The sequence below is a fragment of the Cupriavidus oxalaticus genome (assembly GCF_038900635.1).
In the GTDB taxonomy this organism is placed as follows: domain Bacteria; phylum Pseudomonadota; class Gammaproteobacteria; order Burkholderiales; family Burkholderiaceae; genus Cupriavidus; species Cupriavidus oxalaticus_B.
This window is the reverse complement of the sequence record NZ_JAYMRX010000012.1, coordinates 108,682-124,875: the sequence shown is the minus strand read 5'-3', so window position 1 is coordinate 124,875 and position 16,194 is coordinate 108,682. Positions and strand designations below refer to the sequence as shown.

Annotated in this window: 16 protein-coding genes; 4 read left to right on the top strand and 12 right to left on the bottom strand. The window is 67.2% G+C overall.

The window, feature by feature from the left end; genetic code table 11:
* Positions 1 to 26: 26 nt before the first annotated feature.
* The gene (gene argS, locus VSR71_RS19745; RefSeq protein ID WP_342915533.1) at positions 27 to 1,823 is read right to left on the bottom strand and encodes an arginine--tRNA ligase; all 1,797 of its coding nucleotides are present in this window, start codon (positions 1,821 to 1,823) and stop codon (positions 27 to 29) included.
* A 266-nt stretch (positions 1,824 to 2,089) separates the two neighbouring features.
* On the opposite strand from argS, the gene VSR71_RS19740 reads away from it, so the two are divergent.
* A complete protein-coding gene (locus VSR71_RS19740) occupies positions 2,090 to 2,413 on the top strand; it encodes a DUF1840 domain-containing protein (RefSeq protein WP_342915532.1) in 324 nt (107 codons plus the stop codon).
* 174 nt (positions 2,414 to 2,587) lie between these two features.
* Here the strand turns inward: VSR71_RS19740 and VSR71_RS19735 are convergent, their stop codons facing one another.
* The gene (locus VSR71_RS19735) at positions 2,588 to 3,013 is read right to left on the bottom strand and encodes a DUF883 family protein (RefSeq protein ID WP_342915531.1); all 426 of its coding nucleotides are present in this window, start codon (positions 3,011 to 3,013) and stop codon (positions 2,588 to 2,590) included.
* 49 nt (positions 3,014 to 3,062) lie between these two features.
* Positions 3,063 to 3,227: a DUF1328 domain-containing protein gene (locus VSR71_RS19730; protein WP_029047756.1), complete on the bottom strand. Its 165-nt coding sequence runs from the start codon at positions 3,225 to 3,227 to the stop codon at positions 3,063 to 3,065.
* Positions 3,228 to 3,512: 285 nt separating this feature from the next.
* Between VSR71_RS19730 and VSR71_RS19725 the strand changes: the two genes are divergently transcribed.
* Positions 3,513 to 4,916, top strand: a complete 1,404-nt coding sequence (locus VSR71_RS19725) for a sensor histidine kinase (protein WP_342915530.1) — start codon at positions 3,513 to 3,515, stop codon at positions 4,914 to 4,916.
* A 58-nt stretch (positions 4,917 to 4,974) separates the two neighbouring features.
* On the opposite strand, the gene VSR71_RS19720 is transcribed toward VSR71_RS19725, so the two are convergent.
* The 5 genes from VSR71_RS19720 to VSR71_RS19700 all read right to left on the bottom strand — a co-directional run bounded on the left by VSR71_RS19720 (position 4,975) and on the right by VSR71_RS19700 (position 10,921).
* Positions 4,975 to 5,382: a response regulator gene (locus tag VSR71_RS19720; protein ID WP_342915529.1), complete on the bottom strand. Its 408-nt coding sequence runs from the start codon at positions 5,380 to 5,382 to the stop codon at positions 4,975 to 4,977.
* A 67-nt stretch (positions 5,383 to 5,449) separates the two neighbouring features.
* Positions 5,450 to 6,082, bottom strand: coding sequence for a response regulator transcription factor (locus VSR71_RS19715; protein WP_342915528.1), 633 nt, complete (start codon positions 6,080 to 6,082; stop codon positions 5,450 to 5,452).
* A gap of 304 nt (positions 6,083 to 6,386) precedes the next feature.
* Positions 6,387 to 6,830 (bottom strand): hypothetical protein, encoded by a 444-nt coding sequence (locus tag VSR71_RS19710; RefSeq protein WP_342915527.1) that lies wholly within the window; start codon positions 6,828 to 6,830, stop codon positions 6,387 to 6,389.
* Positions 6,831 to 7,095: 265 nt separating this feature from the next.
* Positions 7,096 to 9,843, bottom strand: a complete 2,748-nt coding sequence (metH, locus tag VSR71_RS19705) for a methionine synthase (RefSeq protein ID WP_342915526.1) — start codon at positions 9,841 to 9,843, stop codon at positions 7,096 to 7,098.
* 16 nt (positions 9,844 to 9,859) lie between these two features.
* A complete protein-coding gene (locus VSR71_RS19700; protein ID WP_342915525.1) occupies positions 9,860 to 10,921 on the bottom strand; it encodes a homocysteine S-methyltransferase family protein in 1,062 nt (353 codons plus the stop codon).
* A gap of 191 nt (positions 10,922 to 11,112) precedes the next feature.
* Here VSR71_RS19700 and VSR71_RS19695 point away from each other — a divergent pair, with 191 nt between their 5' ends.
* Positions 11,113 to 11,505, top strand: coding sequence for a rhodanese-like domain-containing protein (locus tag VSR71_RS19695; protein ID WP_342915524.1), 393 nt, complete (start codon positions 11,113 to 11,115; stop codon positions 11,503 to 11,505).
* Between the two features lie 81 nt (positions 11,506 to 11,586).
* Here VSR71_RS19695 and VSR71_RS19690 read toward each other — a convergent pair whose 3' ends face one another.
* From VSR71_RS19690 to VSR71_RS19675, 4 genes are all read right to left on the bottom strand, one after another.
* Positions 11,587 to 11,844: a BTH_I0359 family protein gene (locus VSR71_RS19690; RefSeq protein ID WP_133094997.1), complete on the bottom strand. Its 258-nt coding sequence runs from the start codon at positions 11,842 to 11,844 to the stop codon at positions 11,587 to 11,589.
* Positions 11,845 to 12,079: 235 nt separating this feature from the next.
* Positions 12,080 to 12,922: an alpha/beta fold hydrolase gene (locus tag VSR71_RS19685; protein ID WP_342915523.1), complete on the bottom strand. Its 843-nt coding sequence runs from the start codon at positions 12,920 to 12,922 to the stop codon at positions 12,080 to 12,082.
* A gap of 127 nt (positions 12,923 to 13,049) precedes the next feature.
* Positions 13,050 to 14,045, bottom strand: coding sequence for a DUF3108 domain-containing protein (locus VSR71_RS19680; protein ID WP_342915602.1), 996 nt, complete (start codon positions 14,043 to 14,045; stop codon positions 13,050 to 13,052).
* A 58-nt stretch (positions 14,046 to 14,103) separates the two neighbouring features.
* Positions 14,104 to 14,937, bottom strand: coding sequence for an IclR family transcriptional regulator (locus tag VSR71_RS19675; protein WP_342915601.1), 834 nt, complete (start codon positions 14,935 to 14,937; stop codon positions 14,104 to 14,106).
* A 185-nt stretch (positions 14,938 to 15,122) separates the two neighbouring features.
* Between VSR71_RS19675 and VSR71_RS19670 the strand changes: the two genes are divergently transcribed.
* Positions 15,123 to 16,130, top strand: a complete 1,008-nt coding sequence (locus VSR71_RS19670; RefSeq protein ID WP_428979433.1) for a Bug family tripartite tricarboxylate transporter substrate binding protein — start codon at positions 15,123 to 15,125, stop codon at positions 16,128 to 16,130.
* The last annotated feature ends 64 nt before the right edge of the window (positions 16,131 to 16,194 follow it).

Genomic DNA, 16,194 nt, shown 5'->3' with positions numbered 1-16,194 from the left:
CCGACCGAACGCCCGGCGATTACCGATTACATGCGGCGCGGCGCCGATACGCCGATCACCGCCAGGCCGTTGCGCAGCACCTGGCGCGTCGCGGCCAGCAGCGCCAGCCGGGCGCGCTTGACCGCCTCGTCGTCGACCAGCACGCGGTCGGCATTGTAGAAGGCGTGGAAATCGCCGGCCAGGTCGCGCAGGTAGAAGGCGACCGCATGCGGCGCCAGCTCGGAGGCAGCGGCCGACAGCATGTCGGGGAACTCGGCCAGGCGGCGGCCCAGTGCCTGCGCCTGGGCGCCGGCCTCGGGGCCGGTGACGGCCGACAGGTCGGCGCCGGCCAGCTCGGGCAGGCGGCTTTCCCAGTCGGCGCCGCCCCACGACTCAAAGATCGAGCAGATGCGGGCGTGGGCGTACTGCACGTAGTACACCGGGTTCTCGTCGTTCTGCTTGAGCGCCAGATCGACGTCGAACACGAACTCGGTATCGGCCTTGCGCGACAGCAGGAAGAAGCGCACCGCGTCGCGGCCGCGGGTGAAGTGCTCCGGCCAGTTGGCGACGCCCTGCTCCAGGCAGCCGCGGATGGTCTCGCAGGTGTCATCCTGGCCGTTGGACCATTCGATCAGGTCGCGCACCGTGACGTACGAGCCGGCGCGCTTGGAGATCTTGACCTCCTCGCCGTTCTTCATCACGGTGACCATCTTGTGCAGCACGTAGTCGGGGTAGCCCTTGGGAATATCCATGCCCAGGCCCTGCAGGCCGGCGCGCACGCGCGCGATGGTGCCGTGGTGGTCGCTGCCCTGCACGTTGATGACCTTGGTAAAGCCGCGCTCCCACTTGGTGGTGTGGTAGGCCACGTCCGGCACGAAGTACGTGTAGGTGCCGTCGGTCTTCTTCATGACGCGGTCCTTGTCGTCGCCCTCGTCGGTGGTGCGCAGCCACAGCGCGCCTTCGCTCTCGTAGGTCTTGCCCTTGGCGACCAGCGACTGCACCGCGGCTTCCACGCGGCCGTCGCTGTACAGCGACGACTCCAGGTAGTAGCGGTCGAACTTGACGCCGAAGGCCTGCAGGTCGATGTCCTGCTCGTTGCGCAGGTAGGTCACGGCGAACTTGCGGATCGAGTCGATATCGTCGACGTTGCCCGACGCGGTCACCGGCTCGCCGTCGGAGGCGCTGACGGTCTTGCCGGCGAGGAAGTCGGCGGCGATGTCGGCGATGTAGTCGCCGTTGTAGGCCGACTCGGGCCAGCTGGCATCGCCCGGCTTCAGGCCGCGCGCGCGCGCCTGCACCGACAGCGCCAGGGTCTGGATCTGCACGCCGGCGTCGTTGTAGAAGAACTCGCGGTGGACATGGAAGCCCTGCCACGACAGCAGGTTGGCGAGCGCGTCGCCCAGCGCCGCCTGGCGGCCGTGGCCCACGTGCAGCGGGCCGGTCGGGTTGGCCGAGACGAACTCGACCAGCACCTGGCCCTGCACGCCGCGCTCGCGCGCGCCGTAGTGGTCGCCCTCGGCCAGCACCGCGCGCAGCACGTCGGCCTTGGCGGCGGCGGTCAGGCGCAGGTTGATGAAGCCGGGACCGGCGATCTCCATGGCCTCGACCAGGCCCTGCGCGCGCGCATCGGCCTGCACCACGGCGACGATGCGCTGCGCCAGCTCGCGCGGATTGCTCTTGAGCGCGCGCGCGACCTGCATGGCAACGTTGCAGGCGAGGTCGCCGTGGGCGGCCGCCTTGGGCCGCTCGAAAGTGACGGCGGGCAGGGTGGCATCGGCCGGGGCGAGCGCACGCACGGCATCGGTGAACGCGGCGGCGAGATTGGAGGTCTGAACAGGCAGCATGGATGTCGGAAGCCCTGTGGGCAAGTATTCAGGCGCCGCGTAAATGCGGCACCAGCGTGCGGCACCAACGCCCGAAGCGGCATGTGACGGCAAAGGTACGCCGCGCCGCTCAACAGGCATTGAAACAGGCATTGGAATCGGGAACGCGGAATTTTATCAGGTGCTATGCTGACATCATGCGCGAAGATGGCCCCGGGCCACAATCCATGCGGCTTCCCGCGCCCGGGAACGCCGTGCCCTGCATGTCAGGAAAAGGAAACCACACCATGCTGATCACCTTCAAATCCCACGCTGCGCAAGACCTGATCATGATGAAGGATCTGGCCATCACGCTGCTGGGCATCATCGGCAAGCATCTCGGGGAACGGGGGGTGATCACCGTCGAAGAACTGCCACGCGCGATCCAGAAGCTGGAAGCGGCGGTGGCCGACGCACGCCGCCCCCATCCGGCCGACGCCGCCGTGGAAGGCAAGCCCGAGGCCGACGAGGACGAGGAAGAGCCGCTGCACCTGGGGCAGCGCGCCTATCCCTTCCTGGACATGCTGCGCGCCTCGCAGCGGGAAGGGACCAACGTCCTGTGGGGCGTGTAGCCCGACGGCAAGTCAGCCCCGGATGCGCCGCCGCACGCACGGCGCGCACAAAAAAAGACGCCCGGCACCGAGTTGGGCTGCTGGGCTTCCGGACGAGGGCGCCGGAAAGGGGGGAATACTTTCTGGGGCCCCGCCACGCGGGGCCCGGTGCCGCCAGGCCTACTCTTCTTAGGCCTACTCTTCTTCGTGGTGGCGGCCGTTGGCCAGCAGCACACCGAGCAGCGCACCGATGACAGCGGCGATCGCCACCGCCTTGAGCGGCGATTCGACGACCCGCTGGCGCGAGTGTTCGACCGCACCGTCCATCCGTTCGCGCGCGCGCATCATGCCGTCGGTGGTCTGATCGCGCAGACGGTGCGCCATCTCGCTGGCACGGTCGCGCAGCCGCTGGCCGGCACGCAGGCTCTCGGCCGAGCCTTCCCGCGCCAGCACTTCGATGGTGTGCTCCAGCTGGGCGATCAGCGCCTTGACCTCGCCGGAGACCGGCGCGGCGGCCTCGCGGGAATCGCGCGCGGCGTGCTTGATATGACGGATGGCGCTGTCGGCACTATCGGACAAGTGGTTCAGTTCCTTCCGGATTTTGGGGTTCTGGGTCAACATGGGGTCTCCTCAGGTTGCGATTGGCACAGGAGCCGGCGCGCGGCCGGCGCTATCGCCTGCGGACCAGGCCCATCACCGCGGCCACCAGTGCCACGACCAGGAAAATGAAGAACAGGATCTTGGCGATTTCCACGGCGCCGGCAGCGATACCGCCGAAGCCAAAGATCGCCGCGATCAGGGCGATGACGAAAAATACGAGTGCATAGTGCAGCATGGCTAGGCTCCCGAAGATGGCTGACCGGGCCGGCACTGGCCCGGAGCCCAAGTGAAGACTTGCGCCACAAGGTGCAAGCTCATAGCCTCATCGTAGGAAGCCAGCCGCCGCGCCAATACCGACAGCGAGCCGATTCCGCTGTCAGCCGAGTCCTACACCATGGCAGTACGGGTGCGGCACGTCCGACGCATCAAGGTTGACCCATGCGGATCGATGTGATTCCATGAGCGCTCCCTGGCGCCGCACGGGCAAGCAGCGCACCCCAACTACAGGAAATCTGCGCCCATGTTCAAGCAGTCATTTCTTCCTCACACGCTGTTGCTCGCGGGCGGCATCGTGCTGACGCTGGCGGTGCTGGTGGCGTCGGAAACTGGCAATATCCGCCTGCGCGAGAGTTATACCGACGTGATCCGCTCGCAGCGCGTGCAGACCGAGCTGGCCGCGCTCAACGGCGAGCTGGTCAACGCCGAGGCCGGCCAGCGCGGCTTCCTGCTGACCGGCAAGGAAAGCTACCTCGAGCCCTACTACAAGGGGCTGCCGCGCATCGCCGAGCTGATGGCGCAGATCCGCGCGGACTACGCCAACGACCCGGAGGGGCTGAAGATGTTCGGCGACACCTCCAAGCTGATCAACAGCAAGCTCAACGAGATGGCGCTGACACTGGTCTACGGCAAGCGCGACCTGGAAGTGGCGCTGGACCTGGTCCGCACCGACTATGGCAAGGAGACCATGGACAATGCGCGCCGCGGGCTCGACCAGCTGCAGGCGCGCGAGGCGGGCTCGGTCTCGCACCGGCTGGAAGGCGCGGAGAACGATGTGCAGCTGTCGCGCTATGGCATCGGCCTGCTGACCGCGATCAACATCATCCTGCTGCTCGCGGTCGGCGCGGGCCACGCCAAGCGCCTGTCCATGGCCGAGGCGGTGCGCGCCCAGCTGGAAGAGGAAAGCGCCAAGCTGGACCGCAAGGTGCGCGCGCGCACGCGCCAGCTGTCGGCGCTGGCGGGCCACCTTCAGCGCGTCACTGAGGACGAGAAGACCCGGCTCGCGCGCGAGCTGCACGACGAGCTGGGTGCGATCCTGACCGCCATCAAGCTCGACCTGCACTGGGTGCGGCGGCAGATCCAGGAGGCGCATCCGCAAGGCGCCGATCGCCTTACGCGCGTGATGCTGCACGTCGACCAGGGCATCCAGATCAAGCGCCGCCTGATCGAGGACCTGCGCCCCACCGTGCTGCTCAACCTCGGCCTGCGCGCCGCGGTGTGCCAGCTGGTGGAGGAGGTCGGCGCGCGCAACGGCTGGGAAACCGACGTCAGCGTGCCCGAGGACCTGCCGGCGCTGCGCGACGAAGCCGCGATCGCGCTGTACCGGATCGTGCAGGAATCGCTGACCAACGCCAGCAAATACTCCGAAGCCAAACGCGTCGAGGTCTGCCTGGCGTGCCGCGGCGAACTGCTGACGCTGACCGTGCGCGACGACGGCAAGGGCCTGCCGCCCGACTTCGACGCCGGCAGCACCGCCGGCCACCACGGCCTGCTGGGCATGGAGCAGCGCGTCACCGCGCTGGGCGGCAGCATGCAGATCGACTCGTCGGCGCACGCGGGCGTGCGCATCCACATCGAGGTGCCGCTGACGGCATCGGTGCTGGCGCCGGCGGAAGAGCCGGAAGGCGAGGAGCCTGCGCGCGCCTGATGCGTGCTGCCGGATGCGTGCTGCCGGATGCGTGGTGCCTAAGGGGTAGCCAGGCGGGTCAGGACGACATCGCAGCGTGTTCCTCGATCACGCGGAACACCTGCTCCAGCTCGAGCGACTTGTCGAAGAAATAATCGGCGCCCGCCTCGGCGCACTGGCTGCGGTACATCTGCACCTGGGCGTGGTTGGTGTAGACGATGCGCACGGTGTCGGTGCCTTTGCGCTGCATTGCGCGCAGCACGTTGATGCCGTTGCCCTGGCGCAGCTGCAGGTCGACGATGGCGACGTCGTACTTGCCGGCATCGAGCAGGCGCAGGGCCATGGCCTCGGTGTCGGCCCAGTCCACGTTCTCGATAAACGGGAAATCCTTCAGATATTCGAGCAGCATGCCTCGCAGGACCGCCGAGTCTTCGATCAGCAGTATGCTCAGCGCCCGGTAGGAAGTGTTCGAAGCCTGCTCCGACATGTTCTGGTTTGCGGGCCCGGTCCGGTGCGATCCGACCGCAGGCCGCGATGCGGCCCGCGGCGTGCCGCTACTCGACCAGGCCGTTCTTGATGGCGTAGTAAGTCAGGTCCGCGTTGGTCTTCATGCCCATTTTCTCCAGGATGCGGGAACGATAGGTACTGACGGTCTTGACGCTGAGAAACAATTCGTCGGCGATCACCGACACCGACTGCCCGCGCGAGAGCTTGCAGAAGATCTGGAACTCGCGCTCGGACAGCATCTGGTGCACCGGCTGCTCGGTCGGCTTGTCGAGCCCGCCGATCAGCAGGTCGGCCACCGTGGCGCTGACATAGCGCCGCCCCTGCGCCACCGTGCGGATGGCCTTGACGAGATCGTCGGGGGCGCTTTCCTTGGTCAGGTAGCCTGAAGCCCCGGCACGGATCAGGTTGATGGCGTACTGGTCTTCCGGGTAGGTGGACAGGATCAGCACCGGCAGCTCAGGCTTGCGCTGCCGGATCAGCTTGAGCACGTCAATGCCGTTGCGGTCGGGCATCGAAATATCCAGCACCAGCACATCGAACTCGGCGTCGCGCAGCCGCGCCATGACTTCGTCGCCGCTGGCGGCTTCCCCGGTGACCTGGATATCGGGCTCGTCGGAAATAAACTGTCGCAGCCCGGCGCGCACAATCTCGTGATCGTCAGCGATCAGGACGCGGATCATGTGGGGCTCCACGGGTTGAACGGACCGGCACATTGCCCGGTGCAGTCGGGTGCAGGCGGAACCGCTTGCGTTGCTGTCATTGTAGTGCCGGCCGCGCGCGCGGGCTGTCGGTGTCAGGCTGACATGACGCGCGGCCACAACGCGTTGGGCGCACATAAGCGGGTCCGCGGGCCAACGGTACGAGGCATGACGTACAAAAGCAAAGCGGGACGGCCTGGAGTCCGTCCCGCTTTGCTGCGGCGCGTCAGGCTCTGAGGACCTGAAGGCCTCAGGGCCTGCGCGCCAGTGCCGGCTGGCGGCGAGCTTACTGCACCTTGGCGCCCGCCTCGGCGCCCGCGCCGACGCTGGCATCTGCCTTGGACTTCTTGGCCGACTTGGTGGTGTGCTTGTCGTGCTTGGCCTTGCTGCCGGCTTCGGCCTTGGCATCGGCCGACGTGCTGGCACCCTTCTCGACCGCCGCGCCGGCGGTGGACAGCCCCTTGTCAGCTGCGGTGCCCGCTGCCGACATGCCCTTGTCGGTTGCCGCACCCGCGGTCGACAGGCCCTTCTCGGCGGCGCTGGTGGCGCCGGTGGCGGCGCTGCCTGCGGTATTCAACGCACCCTGCGTGGCGGCAGAGGGCGACGGCGTGGTCACCGATGCGCCGACGTCGGCCTTCGCGCCGGCGCCCACACCGGTACCTTGTGCCATGGCCAGCGAGGAAGCGGCGGCGATCGACAGGGCGGACAGGGAGAGCAGCAGTTTCTTCATGGACAGACTCCTTTCAGGATGCCCCGCGGCGAAACATTCGTCGCGGTGTTCACGCGCTGGTGTTTGCGTGAATCGAGCCCTCAGTCTAGGGAGCGCACCGGCGCCGGTCTGTGAGGGATTGAAAGGCTCTGTAAGGAGTTGTGAGGCGCCGGATACGCCGCCGCAACCAGGCCGGCGAGCCGTCGTGCGAGGAAATTCCCTGTGACATCAACGGGCTGGCGGCAAGGTCGCGCGGCCGTGGCCGGCGCCCTGCCGTCGCACCCCGTTACAGGTTGGGCGCGAGCGCGCGCTCCAGCGTGGCGCGCTCTTCATGCCGGCGCGCCACCATGTCGTCCAGCTGGTCCTGTCCGATCTTGCCGATGGTGAAGTAGGTCGACTCGGGATGCGCCAGGTAGAAGCCGCTGACCGAAGCGGCCGGCGTCATCGCCAGCGACTCGGTGATGCCCATGCCGATCTCGGCCGCGTCGAGGAACTCGAACATCGGGCCCTTCACGGTGTGTTCCGGGCAGGCCGGATAGCCGGGCGCGGGCCGGATGCCGCGGTAGGACTCTGCGATCAGCTGCTCGTTGCTCAGCTGCTCGGCGGCGTCGTAGCCCCACAGATCCTTGCGCACGCGCTCGTGCAGGCATTCGGCGAAGGCTTCGGCCAGGCGGTCGGCCAGCGCCTTCAGCATGATTGCGCTGTAGTCGTCATGGTCGGCTTCGAACTGGGATTCCTTCTTGTCGACGCCGAGGCCCGCGGTGACGGCGAACATGCCCACATAGTCGGCAATGCCGCTGTCCTTGGGCGCGACAAAGTCCGCCAGGCAGCGATTGGGCCGGCGCACGCCGTCGACCACCGGGCGCTCGCTCTGCTGGCGCACGTTGTGCCAGGTCAGCGCGACCTTGCTGCGGGTCTCGTCGGTATAGATCTCGATATCGTCGTCGTTGACGGTGTTGGCCGGCAGCAGCGCGATCACGCCGTTGGCGCTCAGCCAGCGGCCCTGGATCAGGCGCGACAGCATCGCCTTGCCGTCCGAGAACACCTTGCGCGCCGACTCGCCGACGATCTCGTCGTTGAGGATGTCGGGGAATTTGCCGGCGAGGTCCCAGGTCTGGAAGAACGGGCCCCAGTCAATGTAGTTGGCCAGCTCAGCCAGGTCATAGTTGCGAAACACGCGGCGGCCGATGAACTTGGGCTTCGTCGGCACATACGCGTTCCAGTCGATCGGCGTCTTGTTGGCGCGCGCCTGCGCCAGCGTCACCATCGGCGTCGCCTTCTTGTTGGCGTGCTGGGTGCGGATGCGGTCGTAGTCGGACTTCAGCTCGTCCAGGTACTTCGCCGCGCCTTCATCGGACAGCAGGCTCGACGCCACGCTGACCGAGCGCGAGGCGTCGGGCACGTACACCACCGGCCCTTCGTAGTTGGGCGCGATCTTGACCGCGGTATGCACGCGCGAGGTGGTGGCACCGCCGATCAGCAGCGGGATCTTCTTTACGCGGAAGTAGTCGTCGCGCTGCATCTCCGACGCGACGTAGGCCATTTCTTCCAGCGACGGCGTGATCAGCCCGGACAGGCCCACGATGTCCGCGCCCTCGACCTTGGCCTTGGCCAAAATCTCGTTGCACGGGACCATGACGCCCATGTTGACGACCTCGAAGTTATTGCACTGGAGCACCACCGACACGATGTTCTTGCCGATGTCGTGCACGTCGCCCTTCACGGTGGCGATCACGATCTTGCCGCGCGCGCGCACATCGCCGCCGGCCTCGGCCATCAAGCGCTTCTCTTCCTCGATGAAGGGCAGCAGGTGCGCCACCGCCTGCTTCATCACGCGCGCGCTCTTGACCACCTGCGGCAAAAACATCTTGCCGGCGCCGAACAGGTCGCCGACGATGTTCATGCCGTCCATCAGCGGGCCTTCGATCACCTCGATCGGGCGGCCGCCGCGCGCTTCTACCTGCTGCCGGACTTCCTCGGTGTCTTCGACGATGAAGGTGGTGATGCCATGCACCAGCGCGTGCGCCAGGCGTTCGCCCACGGGCACTGGCTGCTCGGGCGTGCCGCGCCAGGCCAGGTTTTCTTCCTTCTTTGCGCCGCCGCCCTTGTAGCGGTCGGCGATTTCCAGCAGGCGATCGGTGGAATCCTCGCGGCGGTTCAGCACCACGTCTTCCACGCGCTCGCGCAGCTCGGGATCGAGCTGGTCATACACGCCGAGCTGGCCGGCGTTGACGATGCCCATGTCCATGCCCGCGCCGATCGCGTGGTACAGGAACACGGTGTGGATCGCCTCGCGCACCACGTCGTTGCCGCGGAACGAGAACGACACGTTGGACACGCCGCCGCTGACCTTGGCGTACGGCAGGTTCTGCTTGATCCAGCGCGTGGCATCGATGAAGTCCACGGCGTAGTTGTTGTGCTCCTCGATACCGGTCGCGACCGCGAAGATATTCGGGTCGAAGATGATGTCCTCGGGCGGGAAGCCGACTTCATTGACCAGGATGTCGTAGCTGCGCTTGCAGATCTCGGTCTTGCGTTTAAAGGTATCGGCCTGGCCCTTCTCGTCGAAGGCCATCACCACGCTGGCCGCGCCGTAGCGGCGGATCAGCTCGGCATGGTGGCGGAACTGTTCCTCGCCTTCCTTCAGCGAGATCGAGTTCACCACCGGCTTGCCCTGCACGCATTGCAGCCCGGCCTCGATCACGTCCCACTTGGACGAGTCGATCATGATCGGCACGCGCGCGATGTCGGGCTCGGAGGCGATCAGGTTCAGGAAGCGAACCATCGCGGCCTTCGAGTCCAGCATGGCCTCGTCCATGTTGATGTCGATGATCTGCGCGCCGTTCTCGACCTGCTGGCGGGCCACCGCCAGCGCCTCGTCGAACTGGCCGTTCAGGATCATCCGCGCGAAGGCCTTGGAGCCGGTCACGTTGGTGCGTTCGCCGACATTGACGAACAGCGTGTCGTCGTCGATCGTGAAGGGCTCGAGGCCGGACAGGCGCATCGGGCGCGGGGGCAGTTTGTTCTCGCTCATGTTCTCGGGCTCCGGCTCAGGCGGCGTCGCGGTACTGGCCGGGCCAGGTGCGGGGTTTCTTGTCGGCCACGCGCTGGGCGATGGCGGCGATGTGCTCGGGGGTGGTGCCGCAGCAGCCGCCCACCAGGTTCACCAGCCCGGAAGCGGCGAATTCCTCGACCAGCGATGACGTGACTTCCGGCGTTTCGTCGAAGCCCGTGTCGCTCATCGGGTTCGGCAAACCCGCGTTCGGATAGCACGACACCGCGGCATCGCACACCTTGGCCAGCTCGGCGATATACGGGCGCATCAGCGTGGCGCCCAGCGCGCAGTTCAGCCCGAAGGTGACCGGCCTGGCGTGGCGCAGGCTGTTCCAGAATGCTTCCACGGTCTGGCCCGACAGGATCCGGCCGGAGGCATCGGTCACGGTGCCGGAGATCATCACCGGCACGCGTTCGCCGGTGTCCTCGAACAGCTGGTCGATGGCGAACAGCGCGGCCTTGGCATTCAGCGTGTCGAAGATGGTCTCGACCAGGAACACGTCGGCACCGCCTTCGAGCAGCGCCTTGCCCTGCTCGTAGTAAGACTGGCGCAGTTCCTCGAAGGTGACGTTGCGCGCGCCGGGGTCGTTCACGTCGGGCGAGATGCTGGCGGTCTTGGGCGTCGGGCCGAAGGCGCCGGCAACGAAGCGCGGCTTGTCGGGCGTGCTGTACTTGTCGCAGGCGGCGCGCGCCAGGCGCGCGGCCTCCACGTTCATCTCGTACGCCAGCTCGGCCATCTTGTAGTCTTCCTGCGCCACGCGGGTGGCGCCGAAGGTATTGGTCTCGATCAGGTCGGCGCCGGCGGCCAGGTATTGCTCGTGAATCTCGCTGATGACCTGCGGGCGCGTCAGCAGCAGAAGTTCGTTGTTGCCCTTCACGTCCACCTTGTGTTCGGCGAAGCGCTCGCCGCGGTAGTCGGCCTCGGTCAGCTTGTAGCGCTGGATCATGGTGCCCATGGCGCCATCCAGGATCAGGATGCGTTCTTGCAGCAGCCGGGGCAGCTCGGCAGCCCGGGTGTAGGGGCGCGGTGCGGCCGCGCGGGATTCAGGGGCACTCATGGCGGGGAACTCTGGAAAGGCGGCCGGCGCGATCGGCGGCGGGCGCTGCTGGGGCCGAAGCTGGCCAAAGAGGAGCGATTTTATCAGGTGTATCAAGGCCTTGCGGTTGCCTGTCGGGTCGATGGCCGCCTACACTGAGAGGCGTAACCGTCACCATTCCGGCCATTCCGCGTCCTTTGTCACCGCCGACCATGCAACACCTGTCCCCTGCCGACGCCAACGACTTGCTGGCGCAATCGCCCGAAACGCTGTTTATCGACTGCCGCAGCGAGATGGAATACCTGTTCGTCGGCCATCCCAAGGGTGCGCACAACGTCCCCTGGAACGACGGCCCGGACTGGGAGGTCAATCCGCATTTCGTGCAGATGGTGAAGAAGCTGGCCGGGCATGTGTCGGCGCGGCCGGTGCTGCTGATCTGCCGCAGCGGCAACCGTTCGACGGCGGCGGCACGGGCGCTGGAGGGGGCGGGCTTTGCCAACGTCTACAACGTGCTGCACGGTTTCGAGGGCGACCTCGACGGGCAGCGCCACCGCAATACACTCAACGGCTGGCGCCACGCCGGGATGCCGTGGGAGCAGTACTGAACCGTCGCACAATAAAAACGCCCGCCAGGGCGGGCGCGATGGCAATACCGCCGGCCGCGGCCGGCGGTCATGGAAAGCCGCTCAGTGCATGACCAGTGGATGCGTCATCACGTTGTCGAACTTGGCGAGAAAGTCATCGACCTCTTCCACTGATGGCTCGCTTTCGATCAGGCGCTTGACGTCGGCGCGGAAGCTCTCAGCCAGGTGCCCGCCAAGGAAAATCTCGCGCTTCAGGTTCTTGTCGACGATTTCATAGCCGCCGAATTCAAGCGGCGCTTGCTCGACATCCGCACCGAACTCGACGATGCAGTAATTGTCGCTGTTGTAGATCATTTGCATGGCACACCTCCTGGGCGTCATGGTTGGGCGGCATGCCCTTGTGATTCTTGCCTCGTCGATGTTGCCGTGAGGGGGGCGCCGCGGCTTTACCTACAAACTTGGGGTGACCCGCGCGAAATCAAGGATTGGCAGGATTTAGCCGGTCACTGCGTTGCCACGTCTTTGCTGCCTACATAGTTTGGGCATCGTCCTTTGCAACAAGTTTCTTGAGCCTGGTGCATCAGTGTGTTGCCTGTCACGGAACGTCGCACTGGCCGCCGCACGCCGCATTGCCAAGGAACGCGTCCAGCGCCGCGTGGAAGCGCTCGGGCTGCTCCACGTGCACCAGGTGCGCCGCCTGCGGCATCACTTCCAGCCGGGCGCCTCGGATGGCGGCCGCAATGCTCTGCGCCATCGCCACGGTCGCGCCCTGATCGTTCTCTCCTGCTACTACCAGCGTAGGACAATGGATGCGGGAAAGCGCGCCGGCGAGATCGAAAGCCATGATCGCCTCGGCAACGCCCACGTAGCCGCGCACCGGCGTGGCCACCAGCATGGCGTGGATGCGTGCGACCGCATCGGGATGCGCGGCCCGGAATTCCGGCGTCAGCCAGCGCTCCAGCGTGGCATGGGCCATGCCGACCATGCCATGGGCCTCGGCCTGGCCGATGCGGTTATGCCACATCGGGTGGGCTTCCATCGGAGTCTGGCTGTTGGTGGCGACCAGCGCCAGCGACAGCAGCCGTTCCGGATGGCGCAGCGCCAGCGTCTGCCCGATCATGCCGCCGACCGAAATGCCGCAGAAATGGGCCTGCGGGATTTCCAGCGAGTCCATTACCGCGATCACGTCGTCGGCCAGCCGCGTCATGGTGTACGGCCCGAGCGGGGCCTCGCTGCCGCCATGCCCGCGCAGGTCAGGCCGCACCACGCGGTAGCGCGACGCCAGGTGGGCGGCGGTCTGGTCCCACAGCGCATGGCTGGCGGCCAGTGCGTGGGCCAGGATCACCCACGGTCCATCGTTGCCGTCGATGCGCACGTAAAGCTCGGCGCCGTCGGCATGGACGCGGTGCGTTTCGGCGGGTGGCGTGGCAACAGTCATGGCTGGGCTCCTGTCAGTAAGAATGCGCCAAACGCGGCGGCGTTGACCCGGGCGAGACATCTTTTAACGATTGTTAACATTCGCCCGGCCGGTTACCGGTGCTCGATGCGGGCGGCGCGGCCAGTGGCTATTGCCCGCCGTTACCGCGGTACACCAGTTCGATCTGGGTGCCGTCGGGCTCGGTCTGGCGCAGCCGCACCGGCATCCAGCCCAGCGATTGCGCCAGCCATAGCTCGACCCGGCGACGGTCATTGGCACGGCGCGGCAGCCTCACGAAGTGCTTCGCACGTATCACGCCATTGCCCGTGTCGAAATCCTCATCTCCAACATACTGCACTTGCATCGGTTCCACATCACGCGTATCGGCAACCTGGAACGTTTCCGTCACACCGGGCGTGACATAGCGTTGCGGATTGCCACGCACCAGGCCCACCAGCTGCAGGAACACGCTGAAGCGATCCTGAGACCCGGGCGGGAACGGCGACTGCGCGCCGTTGCGCAGCGTGGCGGTGCCGGCGGCGGTGTCGAAGCGCGATGACTCGGCCTTGTTGCGCCGGTGCTCTTCGTAGCGTTCCGGCAACAGTCCCTGCTCGGACAGCGCCCCGCTGCTCTGGAACGCAAAGCGGAACCACAGCACGCGCGTTTCCACCGCGAGCCGGTAGCGGCGCCCGTCGTGCTCCCAGCGGATCAGGCCATCGGGGTTCTGCACGCCGTTGACGAAGCTGGCGTAGTGGTACGTGGCAGGGGGCGGTGCGCTGTAGACGACGCCGTCTACGCCGCCCTGCGGACCGCCCGAAGGCGCCGGCGCGGGCGCGGCAGATGGCGCCGGCGCCGCTCCGGTGCCGCCGGGACCCGTCGCCATCTCGGCCGGGCCCTGCGGGCTGGTCGCCAACGGCGGGGCCGGCGCTTCAGCTTCGGCCTGGGGCGCCGGGACCGGCGCCGCGGGCTTCTGCCGCGGCTGCGGCGCGGGGCGCGGCCGCGGCGGGGCAGGTGGCTTGGGCGGCGGCAGCAGGACCGCCTCCAGCGAAGGTGTGTTGCTGACGTCGAGCGGGATCAGCGGCCCCGGCATGCGCAGGAATCCCACCACGGCGAGCACGTGCACCAGCAGCACCAGGGCAACCACGATCACCCAGCGCCGGCGGCGCCAGACGGTGGAATCCGCGCCCGGGCGGGCGCGAGGACTAGGGCTGGCCGGTTTCTCCGGCCGGGGGGGCGGCACCAAGGTAGCCGAGTTCCGATGAGAGCTGTTGGGCGATATCGCGTATGCGACGATCCATCGTACCGCCCCATTCTGCATCGAACAGGCTCTGCGCGCCCAGTACGATTAACCCCATGGCGAGGTGGCCGTTGGCATCGAACACCGGCATCGAGAACGCATTGATGCCCGGCAGCACGCCGCCGCGCGTGCGCGCGGCGCCATGTGCGCGGACTTCGGCGCAGATCGCGTCATATTCCGCCAGCGAAGCCGGCATGTCCGGCACGGCGCCGTTGCCGCGCGCGCCCAGCTCGCGCTCGATCAGCGGCAGGGTCTGCTTGCGCGGCAGGTACGCGCCGTAGAGACGGCCGGTGGCAGAGTTGAGCATCGGCATCACGTCGCCCAGGCGCAGGCTTACGGTGACGGGGTGGCTGGATTCCTCCCAGTGCACGATGGTCGGGCCGTGGTTGCCCCACACGGCGATGCCGGCGGTCAGGTCCATCTCGTCGCGCAGTTGCGACAGGATCGGCCGCGCCTTCTTCACCGGATCGAGCCGGTTAAGGCCGGCCAACCCCAATTGCAGCGCAAACGGGCCCAGGTCGTAGCGGCCGCTGACCGGGTCCTGCGCCACCGCGCCCAGCCGCATGAAGCTGACCAGGTAGCGGTGCGCCTTGGCCGGGTTCATGCTGGCGGCTGCGGCGAGGTCGCGCAGCATCATCGCGCGCGGCGACGCCGCGAGGGCCTGGAGCAGCTTGAAGCCCACTTCGATGGACTGGATGCCGGAGCGCAGCTTGGCGTCGTCTTCTTCGTTTTCTGCAATGCGTGACATGGCCGGCGGCAGGAGGATCGGCGCCCGGAGACCCGGGCAAGTTCGTAAGTAAATTTACTATAGCGAAATCGATTTACCAATTTTTAAGCCGTCGGTAGACTTCATTCGCAACAGACCCGGCGGCGCACGTGTCGATGCCTGCCGAGCCGGGCCCCTTTTTAACACGGAGACTACCGATGCGCCCCCTGCGTCCCTTCCTTGGGCGTCGCCATGCCCATTTCATGTTCGCCGCCATGGCAGCCGCCGGTGCCCTGTTCACCGCCAGCGCGCCCGCGCACGCCGATGACTGGCCCGCCCAGCCGATCCGCTGGGTCGTGCCCTACCCGGCCGGCGGCGGCACCGACGTGGTGGCGCGCACCGTCGCCCAGGCCATCACGCCCGGGCTGGGCAAGCAGGTGGTGATCGACAACCGCCCGGGCGCGGCCACCATTGTCGGCGCCGATGCCGTCGCGCACGCCAAGCCCGATGGCTACACCGTGCTGACCGCCGACACCGCCACGCTCGCGGCCAATCCGTCGCTGTACAAGAAGCTGCCGTACAACCCCGAGAAGGATTTTGTCTACATCGGCCAGCTGGCGCGTTTCCCGCTGGTGCTGGTGGCCAATCCCAAGTTCCCGGCGCGCACGCTGAAGGAAGCCATCGAGTACGTGCAGAAGAACCCCGGCAAGGTCAACTTCGCCTCGCCCGGCGCAGGCAGCCCGCACCACCTGGCCATGGAGCTGTTCATGGACCAGGCCAAGGTCAAGATGACGCACGTGCCCTACAAGGGCGCGGCGCCGGCGGTGCAGGACCTGCTTGCCGGCCAGGTCGACCTGATGTTCCTGGACCTGGCCTCGGGCCAGCAGAACGTGAGCGCCGGCAAGCTGCGCGCGCTGGGCGTGGCCACGCCCAAGCGGCTGGCCGTGCTGCCCGGCGTGCCGACCGTGGCCGAAGGCGGCGTGAGCAACTTCGAGGCCTACGCCTGGCAGGGCATGGTGGCGCCGGCGGGCACGCCCAAGGCGGTGGTCACGCGGCTGAACGCCGAGCTGGTCAAGGCGCTGAAGACGCCCGAGGTGCAGAAGAAGCTGGAAGGCGTCGGGGTCGAGGCGGTGTCGAGCACGCCAGAGGAATTCGCTGCCTACGCACGCGCCGAAGCCGAGCGCTGGGGCAAGCTGATCAAGGCCAAGGGCATCACGGTCGACTAAGCCAACCGCGCAGGGGCGCGCGGCGCGGCGCGGTAGACTAGCGGGCGCTGCGTCCGCCGCGCGG